The sequence below is a fragment of the Paenibacillus dakarensis genome (genome assembly GCF_001373415.1).
Taxonomy (GTDB): Bacteria; Bacillota; Bacilli; order Paenibacillales; family Paenibacillaceae; genus Paenibacillus_AQ; species Paenibacillus_AQ dakarensis.
Genome location: NZ_CDSE01000024.1, coordinates 36,105 through 57,331, shown reverse-complemented (window position 1 = coordinate 57,331; position 21,227 = coordinate 36,105). Strand labels below are relative to the sequence as shown.

Genomic DNA, 21,227 nt, shown 5'->3' with positions numbered 1-21,227 from the left:
TGGCGGGTGGGGGCCTTGGGTAAATGCCGGGGGGTGGCTGATTGTTCAGGGTCATCATGAGGACCTTATTCTCCGGGACATCCATCGTGTGGGACAGGTGAATGATGATTGCAGCGCAGGCGTGGTTACAACACATTATCATGCTTTGCAGCGAACGAACAATACTGCGTGAACGAGAAGAAAGCAGTGTCAATGGTGAATGATTTCGCAATCCGCCCCGAGGATTACAAGCTGAGGGTTGATGAAGTGATCACATTGTTATCGTTAGACCAGGACAGGACCCGTGATGGAGTGACCATTCTTTTCCAGCTCGTAGAGGAAACAGAGATACTCCTAGGCGAACAATGACGTTAATAAGGCTGAGAATTCAGGCATATGAACTTGTCATGCACGGCATATTTGAATATAATATAGGCTATATAAGCCATAACAATGAAAATGCGTTGAAGGAGAAGAGTAAGCAGTGCCTCTTTACAGGGAGGAGACGTCATGGATTGAGAACGTCTCTATGGAAACAGGCTGCCGAAGTTCACTCTGGAGCAGTTCCCTGAACACAGACTTTGCTGCTTAAGTAGGGGATATCGGATTCCGGCACGTTAAGCCGGTCAGAGTGAGTCTATTGCTTTGATATTGGGTGAATAACGGCTGTTATTCATTTCATTCCAGGCAGGCTAACAAGGGTGGTACCACGGTCTTTTCGTCCCTTTCGGGAGAAAAGGCCTTTTTTGTTGCAAGCATTTTGTTCAATGAGGTTTTGCCGTAGTACTGGTATTCAATTGAAGATGGATGAAGGGGGCATAAAAGCCATGAAAGAAAAATTAGAAGCACTAAAGCAGGAGGCGCTGGCCCAGCTGCAGGGGGTAACAGATCCACAAAGTCTGAATGATCTGCGCGTCAAGTATTTGGGGAAGAAAGGTGCCTTGACAGAAATTTTAAGAGGTATGGGGTCACTCAGCGCTGAAGAGCGTCCGGTTATCGGACAGATTGGTAATGAGGTTCGCGGAGCTATTGAATCTGTTATTACAAGCAAGCAGGAAGAATTCCAGCGCAAGGAGACGGAAGAACGTCTTCGTGCAGAAAAGGTAGATGTAACCCTGCCTGGACGTAAGCTCGCTCAAGGATCTATCCATCCGCTGAGCAGAGTTATTCAGGATATAGAAGATATTTTTATCGGCATGGGCTACCGTGTAGCCGAAGGCCCTGAAGTAGAAACGGATTACTTCAACTTCGAAGCGCTCAACCTGCCGAAGAACCATCCGGCTCGTGATATGCAGGATTCCTTCTACTTGACTGACGATCTGCTTATGCGGACTCAGACATCCCCTGTACAGGCGCGGACCATGCTTGCCATGAAGGGGGAAACGCCTGTTAAGATCATCTGCCCGGGACGTGTATTCCGCCGGGATGATGACGATGCAACGCATTCCTTCCAGTTCCATCAGATTGAAGGGCTAGTAATTGGCAGTAATATCCGCATGAGCGATTTGAAAGGTACTCTGCTGCAGTTTGTACGCGAGATGTTCGGTGAAAATACCCAAATCAGACTGCGTCCAAGCTTCTTCCCGTTCACTGAGCCAAGTGCTGAAGTTGACGTATCTTGTGTAAGATGCGGCGGCAGTGGCTGCCGTGTATGTAAGCAAACAGGATGGCTTGAAATTTTGGGCTGCGGTATGGTCCATCCGAAGGTGCTTGAGATGGGTGGATATGATCCGGAGAAGTACAGCGGTTTTGCCTTCGGTATGGGTGTAGAACGGATTGCAATGCTGAAATACGGCGTTGACGATATTCGTCATTTCTTTAATAACGATATGTCATTCTTGAAGCAGTTTGCACGGATATAATTTTAAACCTAAGAAGGAAGTGAAGAGTCATGAGAGTATCAACAGAATGGTTGTCTGAGTATATATCTCTTTCAGGCGTAACAGCTGAAGAACTGGCAACCCGCATTACCTCGGCTGGTATTGAAATCGATCTTATTGAGGACCGCAATCAAGGGATTAACAAAGTAGTTACAGGATACGTGAAGAGTAAAGAGAAGCATCCGGATGCTGACAAGCTGAATATTTGTATCGTGGATGCTGGACAGGAAGAGGATCTCCAGATCGTATGCGGTGCCAAAAATGTTGACGCAGGCCAGAAGGTTCCTGTCGCACTTGTTGGTGCCAAGCTGCCGGGTGGTTTGGATATCAAGAAAGCGAAGCTGCGCGGAGTTCTTTCACAAGGCATGATCTGCTCCGCCAAAGAGCTTGGTATGAACGACAAGCTCCTGCCAAAAGACTTGCAGGAGGGAATTCTGGTGCTTCCGGCAGATACAGAAGTTGGCGTACCGATCACGAAGGTGCTGGGTCTTGATGATAAAGTGCTTGAGCTCGACTTGACACCAAACCGGTCTGACTGCCTTAGCATGCTTGGAGCAGCATACGAGGTAAGTGCTATTTTGGGACGGGAAATTTCTCTTCCTGATCCGGATAAAGAGCTGGTTGAGGTTAGTGATGCGGCTGGAAACCATGTTTCGGTTGCGATTGAAGCAGCAGAGCAGTGCCCTCACTATGCCGCTCGTTATATTACAGGTGTTACTGTAGGCGCTTCGCCGCTCTGGATGCAGAACCGTCTGATGGCTGCGGGCGTTCGCCCGATCAATAACATTGTGGATATTACCAACTATGTAATGCTTGAATACGGGCAGCCGCTTCATGCATTCGATGCAGATCAGCTGGCAGATGGCTCAGTACTGGTTAGAATGGCTAAGGAAGGCGAAACAATGACGACCCTGGATGGCCAGGAGAGACGCCTTGAGCCGCATATGCTGGTCATTACAGCAGGCGGCAAGCCTGTTGCACTAGCTGGTGTTATGGGCGGACTGGATTCTGAAGTAACAGATAATACGGTTAACATATTCCTCGAATCTGCTAAGTTTGACGGCGGAACGGTTCGTAAAACATCTCGTCAGCTAGGTCTTCGATCTGAAGCGAGCTCCCGCTTCGAGAAGGAAGTGGATGGAGGAAGAGTTATACCTGCGCTCAACCGCGCAGCTGCTCTCATGGCGAAATATGCCGGAGGCACAGTCCATCAAGAAATCGTTCAGGCAGGAGAAGCTGTGGCAGAACCCAAAACAATCCAGCTTTCGCTTGAAAAACTGAATCGTTACCTTGGTACGGACCTGTCATCGCTTGAAGTGAAAACGATCTTTGCTCGTCTTCATTTCGCTTGTGGTGATGCGAAGAAGACCGGCATCATTGAGGTTCAGGTTCCTACGCGCCGCGGCGATATTCAATATGATGTGGACTTGATTGAGGAAATCGCCCGTTTATACGGTTACGATAATATCCCGACAACCGCTATTGAAGGACCAACAACGCCGGGAGCACTGACCAAGTCCCAGGCACTTCGCCGTGGTATTCGTCATCTCCTGACACATGCGGGCTGGCAGGAAGTGCTCGGGTATTCTTTCATTCACCCTCAGAGTGCAGAGACATTCACATCTCTTGCTGAGGGCGGAAGAGCGGTGAAGCTGGCAATGCCAATGAGTGAGGATCGAGGTGTGCTTCGCACCAGCCTGATTCCGCAGCTGCTCGATATTGCTGTTTATAATGCAAACCGCAAGCATACCGATCTTGCAATGTTCGAAATCGGAAATCTGTTCCATACACATGAAGAAACACTGACTAAGCAGCCTTTGGAAAGACCTGTGCTTGGATTGCTATTGTCAGGACGTATCGGAAATAAACAGTGGAATGTTAAGCCGGAGAAGGTTGACTTCTTTGACCTCAAGGGAGCACTTGAAACTGTATTTGCTTTACTGGGTATCGATAGTGAACAAATTTCTTACGCTGCTGATCAACCTGAGGGATTCCACCCTGGACGTTCTGCATCCATCTATGTTCAGGACGGCGGGAATAAGCTGAAGCTTGGAACTTTAGGGCAGGTTCATCCTCAAATTCAGCAGGATAAGGATCTTGAAGATACGTATGTTGCTGAAATATTGCTCAGTCCACTATATGATCTTGCTGGCAGCCGTGTACAATATCGTGATCTTCCTCGTTTCCCTGCTATGGAACGTGACTTGGCGATCGTGGTAGATGAAGCTGTGGAAGCAGGGGCTCTAATCCGGGTTATTCGGGAGAATGCCGGAGAACTGCTGCAAAATGTGCAGGTGTTCGATGTCTTTACTGGTAGCAAGCTGGGAGAAGGCAAGAAGAGCATTGCCATTTCCTTAACGTATCGTCATCAGGACCGGACGCTTACCGATGAGGAAGTTGCAGCTGCAAATGAAAAAGCAGTACAAGCGCTGGAGCAAACTTTTGGTGCGGAATTGAGAAAATAGAAGGAATTAGAGAAAGCCGTATCGAATACAAATTCGATGCGGTTTTTTTACGAGTCTTCTGAAGAACATCATGGTCGGGAGAAGGTGTCCTGACTAATCCATATATGGCAATTACGGTCTAGGGATTTAGAAATTCGTCTAGAGAGCCTTTCTAATATATAATGTATATAGAGCGAAGGCCGTAAAGACATCTAAGAATCAACATACAATTGAAGGAGGGCATAACTGTGACTACACCAGATCGTACACGTGTTACCGTAGAAATCTACGGAACTTCCTATAAACTTGTTGGCAGCAGCAGCGAATATATGAAACAGGTAGCCGATTATGTCGATGAACGAATGCGCTCGATTTCAAAGGCGCACAACCGCTTGGATACTCCGCGGATTGCAGTCCTTGCAGCCGTACATATGGCGGAAGAAGCCGTTCAAATGCAGCAGTTCCAGAATGAGGTCAAGCTGCTTACAGCTGAACGGAGCGAGCTTCGTTCTGAACTGGCTCGTATACAGTCACTTCAAACGGAACAACAGGCATCATTCATGGAACAGAAACAGCAGCTTGAACAGAAACTGAGCGAGCAGACAGCTCTTGCTGCTGAGCTCGGGGAATTGAAGGAGAAGCTGACGGCTGAGTCGGAACGGAATAAGGAGCTTCTTCGAATAGAGTCTGAGCGGATAGCCAAAATCCAGAAGGAAAAACAGGATGTTGAGCAGCAGCTTGTTCAGCAGACAGGAGATCTGGAGAAGCGTCATAAACAGGCTATTGAAGAACTGAAGCGTCAATATGAAGGGCAAATTCAGCAGCTGCAGAAGAATCATAAGCAGTCGCTGGAACAGTTGGAACAAAACCACAAGCGTTCATCTCAGCAGTCAGAGCAGAAGCATGCTGGGGCTTTACAGGAGATGGAGCAGAAATACAAGCAGACGGCTGCCGATCGTGATCAGCAGCACAAGGTGATTGTTCAGGAATTGGAGAAGAAGATTACAGTATTGCAAAATACGGAGAACAGTCTGAAGACTCGTTTAACCGGTATGGAGAAAGAACTGGTTTCCTTAAAAGAAGAGTCGTCCAAATTAAAGGAAAAATTAACCCAAACGGGTCAGCAGCTTGACAATTCCGCTAAAGAACTAAGAACGGCTAAAGCCAATGTACTTCAGCTTACGGAGGACCGGGAGCGTTTGAAGCAGGAAGCGGTGAAATCAGAAGAAGAACGGCGCCGGCTGCAGAAGCTTGTTGTGGATGGGAACCAGACCTCCCGCAAGCTGAACGATGATATTCATCGTCTTAATGAGGATGTAAAGTCATGGAAGTCACTCGCTGAACAGCGCAAAGAGGAACTTGGAGATTTGGAATTGCGCATGGTTGAAGCCGTTGAAGTGTCCGAGACACTCGAAGAAGGTATGAAGAATCTTCAGGAAGAATTGAATGTTCTTAAGGATGAAGCTAAGCAGCATAAATCTAGACAGCAAGCTTCAGAAGAGGAAAGACGAGCGCTTCAACTTAAGGTCGAGGAGCTTGAGAGAATTAGTAATGAGGCTGTTGTTCGGGATGAAGAAACGAAGAAATTGTATGCAATGCTGGAAGAAGAGTATGATGATGTCTCTTCCAAGCTTGAAGAGCTTCGTAAATCTGCTGCCGAGTGGGATAGCCGAAATGAGGAGCAGCTTGAGCTGTTAAGAAAGGCCGAAGAAGAGCTGGTCGAGTGGCGCAATAAATATGAAGCTCTTGCGGAAGAACGTGAAGAGTGGACGCAATCAGAAGATGCGCTGAATGAAGAAATGGATTCATGGCGTCAGGAAATAGCTGCGACTCGTCAGACCTGCGAGCAGCTTGAAGATGAGAAGAAAGCAGCTTCCGAGCAGCTGTCCCATTTAGGCGAACAGTATGAATTGGTTATGCATCAGTATCGATTGCTCCAGGCAGAACGAGAAGTTCAGCAGGAGAAAACGAACGAGCTGGAGGAAGAACATCGGAAACTTCAAGAGGAGTATGCCAAACTTCAGGTTGAGTATAATGAATGGATTGAGTTAATCGAACAGGAGCAGCGTTGATGGAGATTACAGCCCCTGATTTTCTATAGAAATTATAGTTTCATGACAATACAAAACCTCCAGGTTCCACAAGGACTTACTTGTGGAATCTGGAGGTTACTGTCGTGTTTATCAAATCATGATTAATAATTACTCTTCAATGATCAGTTTCGAGATCATTTTCGTATGACCGGTACCGCACATGATGGAGCAAGAAATCTCGAATGTGCCTGTTTTATCTGGGGTTACAACTGCAGAGCTGTTTTTGCTATCCAGCTGCAAGCTCAAAGCAGGAATCATTACACCGTGATTTCCTTGTTTGTTATTGAAAGTGATTTTTACAGGAACCCCTTTTTTAAGTGTGTATTCTTCTTGATCAAATTGATAGTCGGTGGCGATGATCTCAAGCTCAGCTTCTGGTGCGACACCTGTATCGGTTACACCGGTTCCACTAGCTGGCGCTGCGTCTTTATCTTCACCGCAAGCCGCCAAAACAAACAACAGCATACAGGATACGATTAGTGCAAGTGCTTTTTTCACTTTATTCTCTCCCAACTATTAATATTGTGTGTCAACTCTTCTTCTATGATAACTCATATTGATACACTGAAGACAGGAATGAAAATGAATAATTGGTGAATATTACACAACGGATGCTGAAGGATAGGAATGAACAAGCCCCTGCTCAGGTGTTGAACAGGGGCTTGTTTAAACGGATAAAATTATGTTTAATCTGCTCGGGTCTTATCGAAGGGGGCTGCCAGAGGGATAAACAGGTCAATGATCCCGATGACAAGGGCTGCAAGTAATGCTCCGAGTACTGTAACACGAACATCGGTGATTATGAACTGAGCCAGGTAGATTACAAGCGCGCTTACAAGAAACCCTACAATTCCACGTCCAAACGGAGTGACCCGGGTTCCAAACACACTTTCAATAATCCACCCGATAAGGGCGATAACCAGAGCCAGCAGCAGAGCGCTACCGAATCCTCCCACGCTAAATTGAGGAACGATCCACCCTACAACCATCAGAACAAGCGCAGAAACGATAAATCGAACAACATGCCCAAGAAACTGCATTGGTTGTACCTCCTTATTAAGTTGCATTTAACCGCAGGATTATTGTGTTCAGTTACAGCTCGAGTTATGTGCCCGGATAAATGTTTGATGTACTGCTTATAAATGGCGAAAATTCTGCGTGTCGGCTATAATAAAGGCATTGATTGAGAGGAGTTGTGAACTTCTTGGATGACAAGATTTTGCATACATTGGAATATCGCAAAGTTCTAAATACATTGTCGCAATTTACACAGACTTCGATGGGAACAAAGGCCGCGGAACAGCTAAAGCCATCTGTTCAATTAGAGGACGTAAAACAACTGCTTGCGGCGACGGATCAAGCTTATACGGTAGATCGCTTGAAAGGCAGCCCGTCCTTTGGTGGAATCACAGATGTAAACGATGCGCTAAAGCGTGCGCGAATTGGTGGAACGCTGAATCCCCAGGAGCTGCTTGCTGTTGCGAATATGATTATGGGATCGCGCCGGTTAAAGCGGTTTATTGCACAGATTCACGAAGATGAACCGGTAGAAATATTGTATAACTTGAGTGAACTGATCTCGGAACAGAAGCCTCTTGAAGATGCAATCAAAGCTTGTATCGATGAAAGTGCTGAAGTTATGGATACGGCAAGCAGTGAATTGCTTCAAATCCGCAGAGAGCTGAGAAATGGTGAAGTACGTATTCGTGAAAAGCTTGATGCTATGATTCGTTCACAATCGGTTGCTAAAATGCTGCAGGATCAGCTTATTACGATCCGGGGCGACCGGTTTGTCATTCCTGTCAAGGCTGAATACCGTTCGTATTTTGGCGGAATTGTACATGATCAATCAGGATCAGGAGCAACTCTTTTCATTGAGCCCGAGTCCATCGTAGCGATGAATAATAAACTGCGCGAAACACGCATGAGAGAAGAACGTGAAATTGAAATTATTTTGCAAAAACTGACAGCTCTTGTCGGCGACCAGGCTGACCTGTTGACACTCGATATTGACATTACAGGACAGCTGGATTTTATTTTTGCAAAAGCGCGGCTTGCTCATGTGATGAAGGCATCATTGCCGCGGATGAATGACCGGGGATATTTGAGACTCAAAAAAGGGCGCCATCCGCTCATTCCAATCGATCAGGTTGTTCCGCTTGATGTGGAATTAGGTAATTCATATACCTCCATTATTGTTACAGGACCGAACACAGGAGGAAAAACGGTCACCCTCAAAACGATAGGATTGCTTAATCTGATGGCAATGTCGGGTTTGTTTATCCCGGCAGAAGAAGGTAGTCAGATGTGTGTCTTTGATGCCATATACGCAGATATCGGTGATGAACAGAGCATCGAACAGAGCCTGAGTACTTTTTCAAGTCACATGACTAATATTATCCGTATCCTGAAGAGCATGACTCCGAAAAGTCTTGTGCTGCTGGATGAGGTCGGAGCGGGAACAGATCCGGCTGAAGGGTCTGCCCTTGCTATTGCCATCTTGGAACATATGCACCGGATGGGATGCCGGATGATTGCTACAACCCACTACTCTGAACTGAAGGCTTATGCCTATGAGCGAAAAGGCGTTATTAATGCAAGTATGGAATTTGATATTAATACGCTGAGCCCTACGTACCGCCTGTTAGTCGGCGTTCCGGGCCGGAGTAATGCATTTGCTATTGCGGAGCGGCTTGGACTTCCAGGGATGATCCTCGACTATGCACGTGGTGAGGTGAAAGAAGAGGATCAGCGCGTAGAGCACATGATTGCATCGCTCGAAGAGAACCGTCATGCGGCCGAAACCGAGCGCGAAAAGGCTGAAGTGCTTCGTAAAGAGATGGAGGAGCTCCGTGCCCGTCATTCTCAGGAGCTGGCTAAGCTTGAGGAACAGCGAGACAAGCTGCTGGATAAAGCGCGTCAAGATGCGAAGAAGATGGTTGATAAGGCCAGAAGAGAAGCGGAGGAAATTATCTCGGATCTGCGTAAGCTTGCCCAGGAGGAAGGCGCTTCAGTTAAAGAGCATAAGCTCATTGCTGCAAGGAAACGTCTTGACGAGGCAGAACCGGAACAGAAACGAAAGTCTTCGGGACAGCGCAGTGAAAAGACAAAGAGAACGATTGAGCCTGGAGATGAGGTTATGGTGTACAGCCTCAATCAGAAGGGGCATGTGGTGGAATTAGCCGGAGCCAAGGAAGCGCTTGTTCAGCTTGGTATCATGAAGATGAAGGTATCTCTGGATGATCTGGAGCTTGTCTCTGCTCCGGCATCGGCGAAGAAATCTCAAGGTCAGCGCCATGTGACGACGCTTAAGCGTACAAGGGATGCCAACATTCGCAGCGAGCTTGATTTACGCGGAGCAAATCTGGAAGAAGCGCTTATCGAAGTGGATCGGTTTATAGATGAGGCATTTTTGGGCAACCTTGGGCAAATATCGATTATTCATGGTAAAGGAACAGGTGTTTTAAGAACGGGCATTCAGGAGTATTTACGCAAACATAAGCATGTGAAAAGCTATCGTCTTGGAAATTACGGCGAGGGTGGAACGGGCGTTACGATTGCGGAACTGAAATAAACGTTAAATAAATTAGGAACCGAAGGTTTATCTAACCCGTATACAACTAAAGCACCTGAATTATGACCGGTGGGTGTTAACATATCATCTACCAACTGCGGGGAGGAACGCGGGGGAATGACAGAGATTATTGATCAGCTGCTGGCTCACCCAGTAGGTGTGCTCGTGGGCTATTTCTCGGTTGCGATTTTAGCGTTAATCGTATATTTGTCTTGTTTTGAATGGGTTACTAAATATAATTGCTGGAAAGAAATACAAAAGGGAAATGTTGCTGCAGCCATGGCGACCGGTGGGAAAATATTCGGTATATGCAATGTAATGCGGTTCAGTATCGATTCCAATACATCGGTATATGGGATGCTTAAATGGTCTTTCATAGGATTTTTGCTGCTGCTGGCTGCGTATTTGCTCCTGGAATTTCTGACGCCGGTGTTTTCCATCGATGAAGAAATCAGCAAGGATAATCGAGCCGTTGGATTGATTGTATTGATTATTACTGTATCTTTGTCTTTTGTTATAGGCGCAAGTATAAATTAACCGTCTTTCAAGATGGATGATGATAATCGTTTCTACTTGAACGGAGGAACCAATACATGAAATATTTACCGCGGATATTGTTCGCCGCTGCTTTGATCTTTTTCTTGTCAGGCATAGTATACTTGATGTGGAAGTAATGTAACGGGTTCAGCTGTGACCGTTGGTATAATGAAAGGGATGAATATTGATGGAACCGACTATATGTCCATGGTGCCAAACTGAAATTGTGTGGGATGAGGAGATTGGTCCTGAAGAGAACTGCCCGCATTGTGATAATGAATTAAAGGGATATCGTTCAATTAGTGTTACACTTGATGATTCTGAGGAAGAAGGACATCAGGAAATTATGAAGCAGCCATATAATGATGATGATTTTGAGCACGGAGATATATTGAATAAGCCGTTCTGGGGATCTGATGAAGGAACAGTTCCGGAAATTCGAACACTTGAGAAGTATGGAGAAGCTCATGACCTGATGGCTTATGAAGAATCCGTTGAGAAAGTGCTTGATCATCAGGATGAAACGCCTGAGTGCTTCCACTGTCGTGAGTATATGATGCTTGCTGGAACACAGCGAGTTGATGGGGAAGGGTTCAATCCAGCTGCTCTGCCGTTTCTTAAGAGGCCTCTGCTAGCCCCTCCATTCGATCTGAACGTGTATATTTGCTCGGGATGTTTCCATATTCAATACAGTTTGGCGGAAGACGACCGCTTACGGCTGATCGAAGGTTTGACACCTAAATCCAATAAGTAGCGAAGGGCAGCCATGAGGCTGCTCTTTTTTTGTTTGAAATGTTATGAACCTTTCCGATCTCGGGCAACTTAAACAAGATGACTGCACAAAACAAACAAGGTGCTGCTGAGGAGGCGGGTGCAATTGAAACAACCTAGAGACCGTCAAGCCGTTCTTTTGCTCGCGGTCAACGGCTTGTTTGTATTGGCCGGGGCATTGTCCGGGACATTTCTGAATGTATACTTGTGGAAAAGCAAACAAGATTACATTATGATCGCATGGTTTACGATTGCACAGCAGATCGCGCTGGGCATTACGTTTTGGATTGCTGGTAAATGGGTGAAGGAAGGCAATAAAATGAACACTCTGAGACTTGGCATTGCCATTGCCGGTTTATTTTACTTATGTATCCTCTTTGCCGGAAAGAACGCAATTGATTATATATGGCCGCTTGGTTTATTGCTTGGAATGTCACTTGGTCTGTTCTGGCTTGCATTTAACGTAGTGTATTTTGAAGTAACCGATGCGGAGAATCGCGATTGGTTTAATGGGTGGGTTGGATTGTTAGGCTCCATGACGGGGATTGTAGGACCATGGCTCTCAGGTATTCTGATTACACTCATGCATGGTGAGCAGGGATACCGGTTTATCTTCAGTGCGTCTATGGTTATATTTGGATGCACTGTCGTGCTTAGTTTTTTTCTGAAGAAAAGAAAGGTGAACGGGAAATATGACTGGATGGAAGGAGTTAAGCGACTGAAGGAAGCAGATGGTTCATGGCGATTGACAATGGGCGGGTTGGTTATGCAAGGCATACGTGAGGGAGTGTTTTCATTTCTTATTTTTTTGCTGGTTTATAGCGCTACGAATCAGGAGGCGAGACTCGGGCAGTTTATGCTGATCACTTCTGCTGTATCGCTGGTGAGCTATTGGGCTGCCGGGAAGTGGTTTAAGCCCACTTACCGCAGGCCTGGAATGCTGTTTGGAGCGGTTATGATGCTGCTTGTGATTATCCCGCTGTTCTGGAAAGTGAACTATGTGACATTACTGATCCTTGGAATAGGAACTTCATTGTTTATTCCGTTATACATGCTGCCTGCAATCGCGGTCAGCTTTGATCTTATGGGGGTAAACGCTAAGAATGCAGAGAAAAGAGTTGAGCTTGTGGTTGTAAGAGAAATCTGCCTCATGATTGGGAGAATGGCCGGGTTAATCGTCTTTATTGCTGTACTCTCCATACGGCAGGATCCATTAACCGTAACCATGCTCTTGGCCATTCTCGGAACTTCTCCTATAGGAACATGGTTATTCATGCGAAAAATGATGAAGAGGCAAACAGCTTCTTAAATGTTATGGGTGGAACGGTAAGCGATCTAAGGAGAACCAATCGAGTTCTTTCGGAACCTTGCCAGTAACGGCCTTTGCTAATAAGTCGGCAGCAATCATACTGTACACGGTTCCATTTCCCCCATACCCCTCGATAAAATAGCTGAGAGGATAATCGGGATGGCGTCCGATCAAGGGAATCCCGTCTTTACTGGTGGCGAATACGCCTGCCCAGGCATGCGATATTGATATTTGACCAAGTGTTGGGAAAAGGGCTTGGACATTTTGCAGAAGCTGGTGACCTTTTCGAGTGATGTTCTGATGAGTCAGATCGGCAGCGGTAAGTGGCTCATCCAGGCCTCCGGCAATGATCCGATGATCCGGAGTAGTCCGCATGTATAGATAGGGACGATTAGTTTCCCAGATTAATGCACCCTCGTACCATGTTGAAAGATCATGCACCGGCTCGGTCATGATAGCGTATGTGCTGTCCAGCGACACCAGACGATCGGGCTTCCATTCCTGTGTACCATACCCTGTAGCCCATATGATGGTGGAGGCGTTAACAATGCCGGATTTAGTCTTGATGACGACTCCTTTTTCTGAATAGTCAACCTTCTCCACAGGACTGTGTTCAAACACGCGCAAGCCTTGGCTGGTGGCTTTATTGATTAATCCGTGTAACATTTTGTACGGATTCACTTCAGCATCATGACGGCAATAAAGGGCAGCTGGTTTGGAGAACGGGAATGACGCTTGTATACGCTGCTGATCCCAGTATTCAACATGAAAGCCATAACGGTTCAGCGTATCATATTCGTTTCGGATTTTATGGACATCCTTCTCCGTAGAAGCATAGTACAGACTGCTTCTGCGCCTGAACTCCGTATCAACGGGTAAGCTGCCTGCTATATCTGCCAGGCGATCGACAGCCTTCTTGCACAATGCATAAAAAGAGACTCCTTTTTGTTCACCGAAAGTTTGAATGAGCTGAGCCAAGGGTTCGTCGTTCATAAATTGAAGCAGTCCGGTATTAGCCGAACTGCTGCCCCTTCCAAGTTCACCCTGCTCAAGTAATATGGTGTCGGTTCCTTGTTCGGATAATACATAAGATGTGATTGCCCCGGTTATTCCTCCTCCAATGACAACGACATCGCATAACTCCTTGTGCTCAAGCGGAGAGTAATGCGATTTTTCTACTGTATTTAAATGGTCCCAAGGTGTATCCCCTTCTATTAATTTCATTTCCTTACACCTCTTATGTATGTGTTTGAAAAATATACTGTATCTATTATGAGCTGTATATCAGGTATTTATTGCGCAACATAGAAAGACCGCAGAAAGCCATACTACAATTGTATATCTAATATGGAAGGGGATTATGAACACCATGCCATCCAATAATCAAATGCAGCCTCTAACCTCGAAGGAACTCGATTATATTGTGGATTGTATTTCTAATGAGAGCACACTGGCCAAGTACTGCGCAGCGACAGCTGCAACTACTCAAAGTCCGTCCGTTCAACAGGCGCTTCTTGGATTTATGCGCAAGCACGAAACTCACATGGACACACTGATTCAATCTCTTCAAAATCACCAAAATCTTGCGCCCAATCAAGCACACTAAAAACAATTAGAGGAGGAAGAACATATGCCATCTGCAACTGGGAGTCCTTTCTTGCCGGAAGAGGATTTGCTAAATACAATCCTGAATGAACTTAAGAGGTCTGTGAAAGAATACACGACCGCAACTACAGAGTCATCCTGCCAAGCCGTACGAAGCATGTTCAGCAATTTAACTGCCGAGACGCTTCAAATGCAGGGAGATTTGTATAAACTGATTGAGCAGCAGAAGCAGTATCCTGCCCCTGTACCTCATGCAATTCGAAGCGACATAGACAAGCAGCTCCAAGAAGCTCAGAATACAATTCAGCAGACTGGCCAGCTAATTAGCCAAAAAACGTCCGGACTTCCTATGGGTGTCCATAAGTCCAACGTATCTGCTCACCCAAGTAATGTCACGTCCTCACACTAAATATGTAACCAGAGTGCATAATAATAACGCATAATTGAAAACCGACTGCTCTGAGGCGAAAGCCAAGATGAGAGGTCGGTTTTTTCTTTGCACAGATTGCCTGAATTATTGTAATATAAGTATTAATCTCTTTTGCAGGGAAGAAGGCCATGGCCAATGACCTGAAATAAACGCTGGAGGATGACATATGGAAGAGCTAAGCGAATTGAAATTGAAAGTGCTTGACTTGCTAAAAGAAGATGCGAGAAGATCTCCGGCTTTGTTATCAACTTTGCTCGGCGTGAAGGAAGAGGAAGTGAAGTCTGCAATTACGGAACTGGAAGAAGATCATGTTATCGTAAAATATGCGACTGTGGTGAACTGGGGCAAAGTAGAGGAAGAGAAGGTTACTGCGCTTATTGAAGTGCAGATTACACCGGAGCGAGGGCGAGGCTTTGAGGGAATTGCAGAGCGTATTTATTTATTCCCTCAGGTGAAATCCGTATACCTGATGTCCGGAGCATATGATCTGCTTGTAGAGGTGGAAGGCCGTAATTTGAGAGAGGTCGCCAACTTCGTATCCGAAAAATTGTCTCCAATTGAATCCGTATTGTCGACCAAAACCAACTTTATTCTTAAAAAATATAAACAAGACGGGATTATTTATGAAGAACGTCAAGAAGACAATCGTCTCCTGATCTCGCCGTAAAGGAAGAGTGTGTATGATTGTGAATGAAGAACATCTTACAGAAACCAATAGAAAACCGATGAGTTCTTATTTGGCGCCATCGGTTCGTGAAATTAAACCATCGGGTATCCGGAAGTTTTTCGATTTGGTAAGCGGTAATAAGGATATTATTACTCTTGGTGTAGGTGAACCGGATTTTGTAACGCCATGGCATGTTCGTGAAGCATGTGTATACTCGCTGGAGCGGGGATTCACAGGCTATACCTCGAATGCTGGTATGCCTGAGCTGCGTGAGGCTATTTCACAATACTTGGAGAACAGCTTCCATGTGTCTTATGATCCGGCACATGAAATTCTAGCAACCGTCGGCGGGAGCGAAGCAATTGATCTGGCGCTTCGTGCGCTCATTACTCCAGGGGATGAAATTCTGATCCCTGAACCCTGCTATATTTCCTATTCTCCAATCACATCAATCGGCGGTGGAATTCCTGTCGGTATTGAAACGACAGCTGATAATCATTTCAAGCTCACGGCCGAGGATCTCGAAGCCAAGATAACTCCCAAGTCAAAAATATTGATTTTATGTTATCCGAGCAATCCTACCGGAACAACGATGACTTACGAAGATTGGCTTCCTATAGCTAAGGTTGTAGAGAAGCATGACCTGATTGTAATATCTGACGAGATTTATGCGGAGTTAACTTATGACGGTAAACATGTCAGCTTCCCTTCAATTCCTGGCATGAAGGATCGGACGATCCTCGTAAGCGGCTTTTCGAAAGCTTTCGCAATGACAGGCTGGAGAATGGGTTATGCCTGTGCTCATCCGGATTTGATTGCGGCTATGCTGAAAATTCATCAATACACGGTCATGTGTGCTCCTGCAATGGGGCAGGTAGCTGCTCTAGAGGCACTTACCAACGGGCTGGAAGAGAAGGATCGTATGATTGAATCTTACAATCAGCGCCGCAGACTTATTGTTCAGGGTCTATGTGATATTGGGCTGGATTGTCATGAGCCGCAAGGTGCATTTTATGCATTCCCAAGTATTAAACGAACCGGGCTTTCATCAGAGGAATTTGCACAGCGCCTTCTTACCGAGGCCAAGGTTGCAGCTGTGCCGGGTACCGCATTTGGTCTTGGCGGGGAAGGGTTTATCCGCTGCTCCTATGCGACTTCGATTGCTCAGTTAAATGAAGCCTTGGAACGTATGGGGAAGTTTGTCGAAAAATTGACATGAGAAGAAGTTAATTGTTCCATTTCCTTGAATTTACAAAGATTTTACTTTTCATTACAAATATCTATGGTATAATTTCAATTTGGGAGCATTATTTCAATTTTCCAAGGAGGGATTGCCAGTGTATTGTGATTACGAATTGTCGCCTCACTGCGGTGATTTTGTAGGCGAAAGCCAAGATCCTAATAAGTGGTCTATGGAATCTGCGAAATCCAATCCTCAGGATATTACCTTGGAAGAAGAGATACATTTGCTCCGCCGTAAAATGGAACAGATCTTTTTAGAAGAGCAGTCATTTACTTCAGAAATCGTTATTGAAATTAGCAGTCTGCTGGACTTAAAGATCAATGAGTATATGAAGACCTACCCTAAAAGGAAATTATAATGAAATGATAAAGTAGGAGACCATTAATGGTCTCCTTTTTTGATCTAAAGCAGGTTAGATTCATCTGCACAAGAAGTTATGTTATAGTGAAACATAATTAAAAAAGCAGCAGCATGGATAATTATAGTGCGGAATAAGGAGGAATGAACGTTGAAGGTATACACAAAAACCGGCGATAAAGGCGAGACGTCAATTATTGGCGGCCGAGTGCCTAAGGATGATCCTCGGATTGAAGCCTACGGAACGATAGATGAATTGAACAGTTTTGTCGGACAGGCGGTCGGTTTGGCGCAAGCAGCGGGCTTTCATGAACTGTATGAGCAGCTGATCCAGATTCAGCATGAATTGTTTGACTGCGGATCAGATCTTGCTTATGCGAGACATAATGAGGATAAATACAAAATGAACGGCTCGTTGGTGGAGAGACTTGAGGAGTGGATGGATGCTTTCGAAGCGGAAAATCCGCCGCTGGAGCGGTTTATTTTGCCGGGAGGAAGCAGCTTGTCTTCTATGCTTCATGTATGCCGTACCGTATGCCGCCGTGCAGAGCGGTTGACGGTTACACTGGCGCGCCAGACTGAAATCAACGCTGAAGTACGCAGCTATTTAAACCGGTTGTCTGATTACTTTTTTGTTACAGCCCGTACCGCTAATGTACGTGCAGGCGTCCCGGATATGGAATATGTGCGAAGTGGAAAGGTGTTTCGATAATTGATGGAGTTGTATTACCCGCCTATATCTTATAAGGTGCCTGAGAGTGATGATGGTGTTATATTAAAAACCGTGCTGCAAAAGCGAATGGGAGTGTCACGAAAACTCTTATCACGGCTAAAGCTGACAGAGCAAGGGATCATGCTGAATGGAACAAGGGTCTATATCAGTGTGAAGGTAAGTGCGGGAGATTTGGTTGAAATTCGGATGGAGCAGGAGCGGTCGGATGATATTTTGCCGCAGCCTATGGATCTGGATATCCTGTATGAAGATGAGCATTTACTGGTAGTTCATAAGGCAGCAGGGAGGATTGTGCATCCAACGCATGGTCATTATACGGATACACTGGCTAACGGGGTGGTTCATTACTGGCAGCAGAAGGGCTGGAATTACCGTTTTAGAGCGATTCACCGATTGGATCAAGAAACCTCGGGAGTGCTTGCCATTGCTAAAAATCCGTATGTTCATCAGCATATCTCCGAACAAATGATTGCGGGTACGGTAGATAAGAGATACCTGGCGCTAGTTCATGGGGTTCCAGATCCAGCTGCAGGATATATTGATGGCCCGATTGACCGGGACCCGGAAGAACCGCACCGGCGTATCGTTACGCCGAACGGTTACCCTTCGCTGACACGTTATAACGTGCGGGAACGCTATGGCAGAAAGGCTTCTCTCGTAGAACTGAAGCTTGAGACAGGCCGGACGCATCAGATTCGTGTACATATGAGCAGTATAGGTAATCCTTTAATTGGGGATAAAATGTACCGGCATCCGATTTATGAAGATAATAAGATAGCTGAGCGGCAAGTAGATGAAGATGAATATACGTCTATAATCCAGCTGGATGAACTTATTCACCGGCAGGCACTGCATGCCGAGCTGTTAACATTGATTCACCCGATTAAGGGTGAACGAATGACCTTTCAAGCGCCGATTCCTGAAGATATGAATGAGCTGATAAAACGATTGAATGAAACGATATAAGAAGAAGGAGAGTACATCCATGAGTCAACTTACTGTATATCATTATCCTAAATGCGGGACATGCAGAAACGCTGTCAAATGGTTGCAAAATGAAGGACATGAACTGACACTCCGGCATATTAAAGATACCCCGCCAACTGCAGAGGAGCTATCTTCTCTGATCGATAAGAGTGGACTTGAGCTGAAGAAATTTTTTAACACGAGCGGTGAAGTATACAAGCAAATGGAATTAAAAGACAAGCTGAAAGGCATGCCTGCAGAGGAACAAATCAAGCTGCTGTCCTCCAATGGAATGCTTATTAAACGTCCAATCGTAACAGATGGGAAGCAGGTAACTGTAGGTTATAAAGAGGACATGTTCGAAAACATTTGGAAGGCAAAGTAATGTAGTGGCTTGTACGAGATTGCATGGTCCATCACACTAAAACAAGAGGCCCTGGAACAATTGTTTCCGGGGCTTTATATCATTCTTAACTCTATCATTATTGCATATATGATATAATGACAAAGATATAGGAACTGTGATATAACATGATTTTGAACATATATGCAAGGAGAGATTTGTACATTGAACAATACAAGACAGCCATCCCTGCTGCTGGTCGATGGAATGGCCCTGCTGTTCCGGGCATATTATGCCACGGCTGCAAACGGGTATATCCGTCGTACGAAAGCTGGAATTCCAACCAACGCAATTTATGGTTTCCTTCGCTATCTATGGGATGCTATTGATACATTTCAGCCTACACATGTTGCTTGCTGCTGGGACATGCCGTCCAAGACCTTCCGCAGTGAACAATTTGCAGCTTATAAAGGTAACCGCCCGGATGCGCCGGAAGACTTGGTACCTCAGTTCGCTCTAATCCGAGAGGTTACCGAATGTCTTGGCATTCCTAATCTAGGTGTTGAAGGCTTTGAAGCCGATGATTGTATCGGAACACTGGCCTGTCGTTATGGTAAAGAGATGAAGGTTATGGTTTTGTCGGGTGATCACGATCTGCTTCAGCTTGTGGATGAACAGGTCTCTGTTATTATTATGAAAAAAGGTCACGGCAATTATATGGTTTATACGCCGGATTCGCTGTATCAAGAGAAAGGACTTCTCCCTCATCAGATTATTGACGTCAAGGGTCTAATGGGTGATACCAGCGATAACTATCCTGGAGTACGGGGAATCGGCGAGAAGACAGCCGTGAAACTGATCCAGGAATACGAAACAATAGAAGGTATTCTTGAAAATATGGATTCTCTTACAAAAGGGGTTCGCAGTAAAATTGAATCTGATTTAAATATGCTCCATTTGTCACGGTCTCTGGCAGCTATTCATTGCGAAGTGCCTTTGGAATGTGAATTGGACCTCTGTATTCTGGAGATCAACCATGAACGTGTCTCAATGAAGCTTGAGGAACTTGAGATGAAGAGCTTAAGTCATTTGATGGGCGCGGCCATGGTCAACTGATGAATCAGGGGATTACTCTGATAAGCGTATCTTGAGACATGAACATTTTGATAGATAGATAAGTAAAACACATATAGAATGGGCTTTTACACCTTGGAGAGGATGAACTGACATGATTCTTGGAGCGATTGAAGCGGGCGGTACTAAATTTGTATGTGGTATTGGTACAGAGGAAGGTACAGTTATTGAACGTACCAGCTTTCCAACAACTACGCCGGAGGAAACAATGGCGAAGGTGTTTGCTTTTTTTGAAGACAAAGGGGTAGAGGCAATCGGCGCTGGATTTTTTGGACCGATTGATCCTGTTAAAGAAAGCCCTACGTATGGTTGTATTACGACAACCCCAAAGCCTCACTGGAGTAATTTCAATGTTGTGAAAGCACTCAAGGAACGTTTTGATGTACCGGTCGGATTTGATACCGATGTAAATGGTGCTGCTCTTGGAGAACACACTTGGGGAGCTGCCAAGGGTCTGAACAGCTGCTTGTATATTACCATTGGCACGGGCGTAGGTGCGGGTGCCGTTGTGGACGGCAAGCTGATTCATGGTCTCTCGCATCCGGAAATGGGTCATATTCTGGTTCGTCGTCATCCTGAAGACAAATATGAAGGAACATGCCCTTATCACAAGGACTGCCTGGAAGGCTTGGCAGCAGGCCCTTCTCTAGGTAAACGCTGGGGGGTTGCAGGAGCAGATCTGACTCCGGACCATCCTGCTTGGGAAATGGAAGCCTACTATCTGGCACAGGCATTGATGAATTATGTGTTAATCTTGTCTCCGCAGAGAATTGTTATGGGCGGGGGAGTGATGAAGCAGCAGCAGCTGTTTCCTCTGATTCACAAAAAACTTCAGGAAATGTTGGCAGGGTATGTGCCGCATCCAAGTTTGAATGAGAATATTGCTGAATATATTGTATCTCCAAAGCTTGGTGACAATGCAGGACTATGCGGTGCATTAGCACTGGCCAAGCTTGCCGTTGACGAAGCTGCAATAAAATAAATCGATGAACTAACAACAAGTCTAAGTACTGGAAAAGGAGCATAGGCTTGTTTTGGAATGATCCTAAACCGGTGGGGAAATTTCCCCGCCGGTTTTTCATAAGCAACCATTTTTGTGGGGGATAGCAGGGCATTACTTGCTTCATCAAAAATGCCAATGAGGTTTAGTCTTTCCTCCAAT

Annotated in this window: 21 protein-coding genes and 1 other annotated feature; of the genes, 18 read left to right on the top strand and 3 right to left on the bottom strand. The window is 45.6% G+C overall.

Going from position 1 to position 21,227, the window contains the following annotated elements; all coding sequences use genetic code 11:
- Positions 1–192 precede the first annotated feature (192 nt).
- The 4 genes from BN1234_RS07015 to BN1234_RS06995 all read left to right on the top strand — a co-directional run bounded on the left by BN1234_RS07015 (position 193) and on the right by BN1234_RS06995 (position 6,375).
- Positions 193–348, top strand: coding sequence for a hypothetical protein (locus tag BN1234_RS07015; protein ID WP_211751796.1), 156 nt, complete (start codon positions 193–195; stop codon positions 346–348).
- A gap of 86 nt (positions 349–434) precedes the next feature.
- Positions 435–708, top strand: a binding site (T-box leader).
- Between the two features lie 98 nt (positions 709–806).
- Positions 807–1,841 (top strand): phenylalanine--tRNA ligase subunit alpha, encoded by a 1,035-nt coding sequence (gene pheS / locus BN1234_RS07005; RefSeq protein WP_054955948.1) that lies wholly within the window; start codon positions 807–809, stop codon positions 1,839–1,841.
- 29 nt (positions 1,842–1,870) lie between these two features.
- On the top strand, positions 1,871–4,324 hold the full coding sequence (pheT, locus tag BN1234_RS07000) for a phenylalanine--tRNA ligase subunit beta (RefSeq protein ID WP_054955947.1): 2,454 nt from the start codon (positions 1,871–1,873) through the stop codon (positions 4,322–4,324).
- Positions 4,325–4,551: 227 nt separating this feature from the next.
- Positions 4,552–6,375, top strand: a complete 1,824-nt coding sequence (locus BN1234_RS06995) for a cell division protein ZapA (RefSeq protein ID WP_054955946.1) — start codon at positions 4,552–4,554, stop codon at positions 6,373–6,375.
- Between the two features lie 129 nt (positions 6,376–6,504).
- On the opposite strand, the gene BN1234_RS06990 is transcribed toward BN1234_RS06995, so the two are convergent.
- Together BN1234_RS06990 and BN1234_RS06985 are read right to left on the bottom strand one after the other, a co-directional pair.
- Positions 6,505–6,894, bottom strand: a complete 390-nt coding sequence (locus BN1234_RS06990; RefSeq protein WP_054955945.1) for a cupredoxin domain-containing protein — start codon at positions 6,892–6,894, stop codon at positions 6,505–6,507.
- 188 nt (positions 6,895–7,082) lie between these two features.
- Positions 7,083–7,436: a phage holin family protein gene (locus tag BN1234_RS06985; RefSeq protein ID WP_054955944.1), complete on the bottom strand. Its 354-nt coding sequence runs from the start codon at positions 7,434–7,436 to the stop codon at positions 7,083–7,085.
- Positions 7,437–7,600: 164 nt separating this feature from the next.
- On the opposite strand from BN1234_RS06985, the gene BN1234_RS06980 reads away from it, so the two are divergent.
- The 4 genes from BN1234_RS06980 (at position 7,601) to BN1234_RS06965 (ending at position 12,587) form a co-directional block, all read left to right on the top strand.
- Complete coding sequence (locus BN1234_RS06980; RefSeq protein WP_054955943.1) at positions 7,601–9,970, top strand: endonuclease MutS2; 2,370 nt, start codon at positions 7,601–7,603, stop codon at positions 9,968–9,970.
- A 117-nt stretch (positions 9,971–10,087) separates the two neighbouring features.
- Positions 10,088–10,507: a DUF350 domain-containing protein gene (locus BN1234_RS06975; RefSeq protein ID WP_054955942.1), complete on the top strand. Its 420-nt coding sequence runs from the start codon at positions 10,088–10,090 to the stop codon at positions 10,505–10,507.
- A 187-nt stretch (positions 10,508–10,694) separates the two neighbouring features.
- Positions 10,695–11,261 (top strand): hypothetical protein, encoded by a 567-nt coding sequence (locus BN1234_RS06970; RefSeq protein WP_054955941.1) that lies wholly within the window; start codon positions 10,695–10,697, stop codon positions 11,259–11,261.
- Between the two features lie 123 nt (positions 11,262–11,384).
- The gene (locus BN1234_RS06965) at positions 11,385–12,587 is read left to right on the top strand and encodes an MFS transporter (RefSeq protein WP_054955940.1); all 1,203 of its coding nucleotides are present in this window, start codon (positions 11,385–11,387) and stop codon (positions 12,585–12,587) included.
- A gap of 3 nt (positions 12,588–12,590) precedes the next feature.
- Here BN1234_RS06965 and BN1234_RS06960 read toward each other — a convergent pair whose 3' ends face one another.
- Entirely contained in the window at positions 12,591–13,811 is a 1,221-nt protein-coding gene (locus BN1234_RS06960) for an NAD(P)/FAD-dependent oxidoreductase (protein WP_054955939.1), read from the bottom strand.
- Between the two features lie 145 nt (positions 13,812–13,956).
- On the opposite strand from BN1234_RS06960, the gene BN1234_RS06955 reads away from it, so the two are divergent.
- The 10 genes from BN1234_RS06955 to BN1234_RS06910 all read left to right on the top strand — a co-directional run bounded on the left by BN1234_RS06955 (position 13,957) and on the right by BN1234_RS06910 (position 21,047).
- Complete coding sequence (locus tag BN1234_RS06955) at positions 13,957–14,193, top strand: hypothetical protein (protein ID WP_054955938.1); 237 nt, start codon at positions 13,957–13,959, stop codon at positions 14,191–14,193.
- 24 nt (positions 14,194–14,217) lie between these two features.
- The gene (locus BN1234_RS06950; RefSeq protein WP_054955937.1) at positions 14,218–14,601 is read left to right on the top strand and encodes a spore coat protein; all 384 of its coding nucleotides are present in this window, start codon (positions 14,218–14,220) and stop codon (positions 14,599–14,601) included.
- Between the two features lie 187 nt (positions 14,602–14,788).
- Complete coding sequence (locus tag BN1234_RS06945) at positions 14,789–15,289, top strand: Lrp/AsnC family transcriptional regulator (protein WP_054955936.1); 501 nt, start codon at positions 14,789–14,791, stop codon at positions 15,287–15,289.
- A 13-nt stretch (positions 15,290–15,302) separates the two neighbouring features.
- On the top strand, positions 15,303–16,508 hold the full coding sequence (locus BN1234_RS06940) for an aminotransferase class I/II-fold pyridoxal phosphate-dependent enzyme (RefSeq protein ID WP_054955935.1): 1,206 nt from the start codon (positions 15,303–15,305) through the stop codon (positions 16,506–16,508).
- 118 nt (positions 16,509–16,626) lie between these two features.
- Entirely contained in the window at positions 16,627–16,890 is a 264-nt protein-coding gene (locus BN1234_RS06935) for an aspartyl-phosphate phosphatase Spo0E family protein (protein ID WP_054955934.1), read from the top strand.
- A 150-nt stretch (positions 16,891–17,040) separates the two neighbouring features.
- On the top strand, positions 17,041–17,601 hold the full coding sequence (locus BN1234_RS06930) for a cob(I)yrinic acid a,c-diamide adenosyltransferase (RefSeq protein ID WP_054955933.1): 561 nt from the start codon (positions 17,041–17,043) through the stop codon (positions 17,599–17,601).
- Positions 17,602–17,604: 3 nt separating this feature from the next.
- Positions 17,605–18,588 carry an RluA family pseudouridine synthase gene (locus BN1234_RS06925; RefSeq protein WP_082423129.1) on the top strand — a complete coding sequence of 328 codons (984 nt, stop codon included), beginning with the start codon at positions 17,605–17,607 and terminating at the stop codon, positions 18,586–18,588.
- A 19-nt stretch (positions 18,589–18,607) separates the two neighbouring features.
- The gene (locus BN1234_RS06920; RefSeq protein ID WP_054955931.1) at positions 18,608–18,973 is read left to right on the top strand and encodes an arsenate reductase family protein; all 366 of its coding nucleotides are present in this window, start codon (positions 18,608–18,610) and stop codon (positions 18,971–18,973) included.
- A gap of 183 nt (positions 18,974–19,156) precedes the next feature.
- Positions 19,157–20,047: a 5'-3' exonuclease gene (locus tag BN1234_RS06915; RefSeq protein ID WP_156337162.1), complete on the top strand. Its 891-nt coding sequence runs from the start codon at positions 19,157–19,159 to the stop codon at positions 20,045–20,047.
- Positions 20,048–20,159: 112 nt separating this feature from the next.
- On the top strand, positions 20,160–21,047 hold the full coding sequence (locus BN1234_RS06910) for an ROK family protein (protein WP_054955929.1): 888 nt from the start codon (positions 20,160–20,162) through the stop codon (positions 21,045–21,047).
- Positions 21,048–21,227 lie beyond the last annotated feature (180 nt).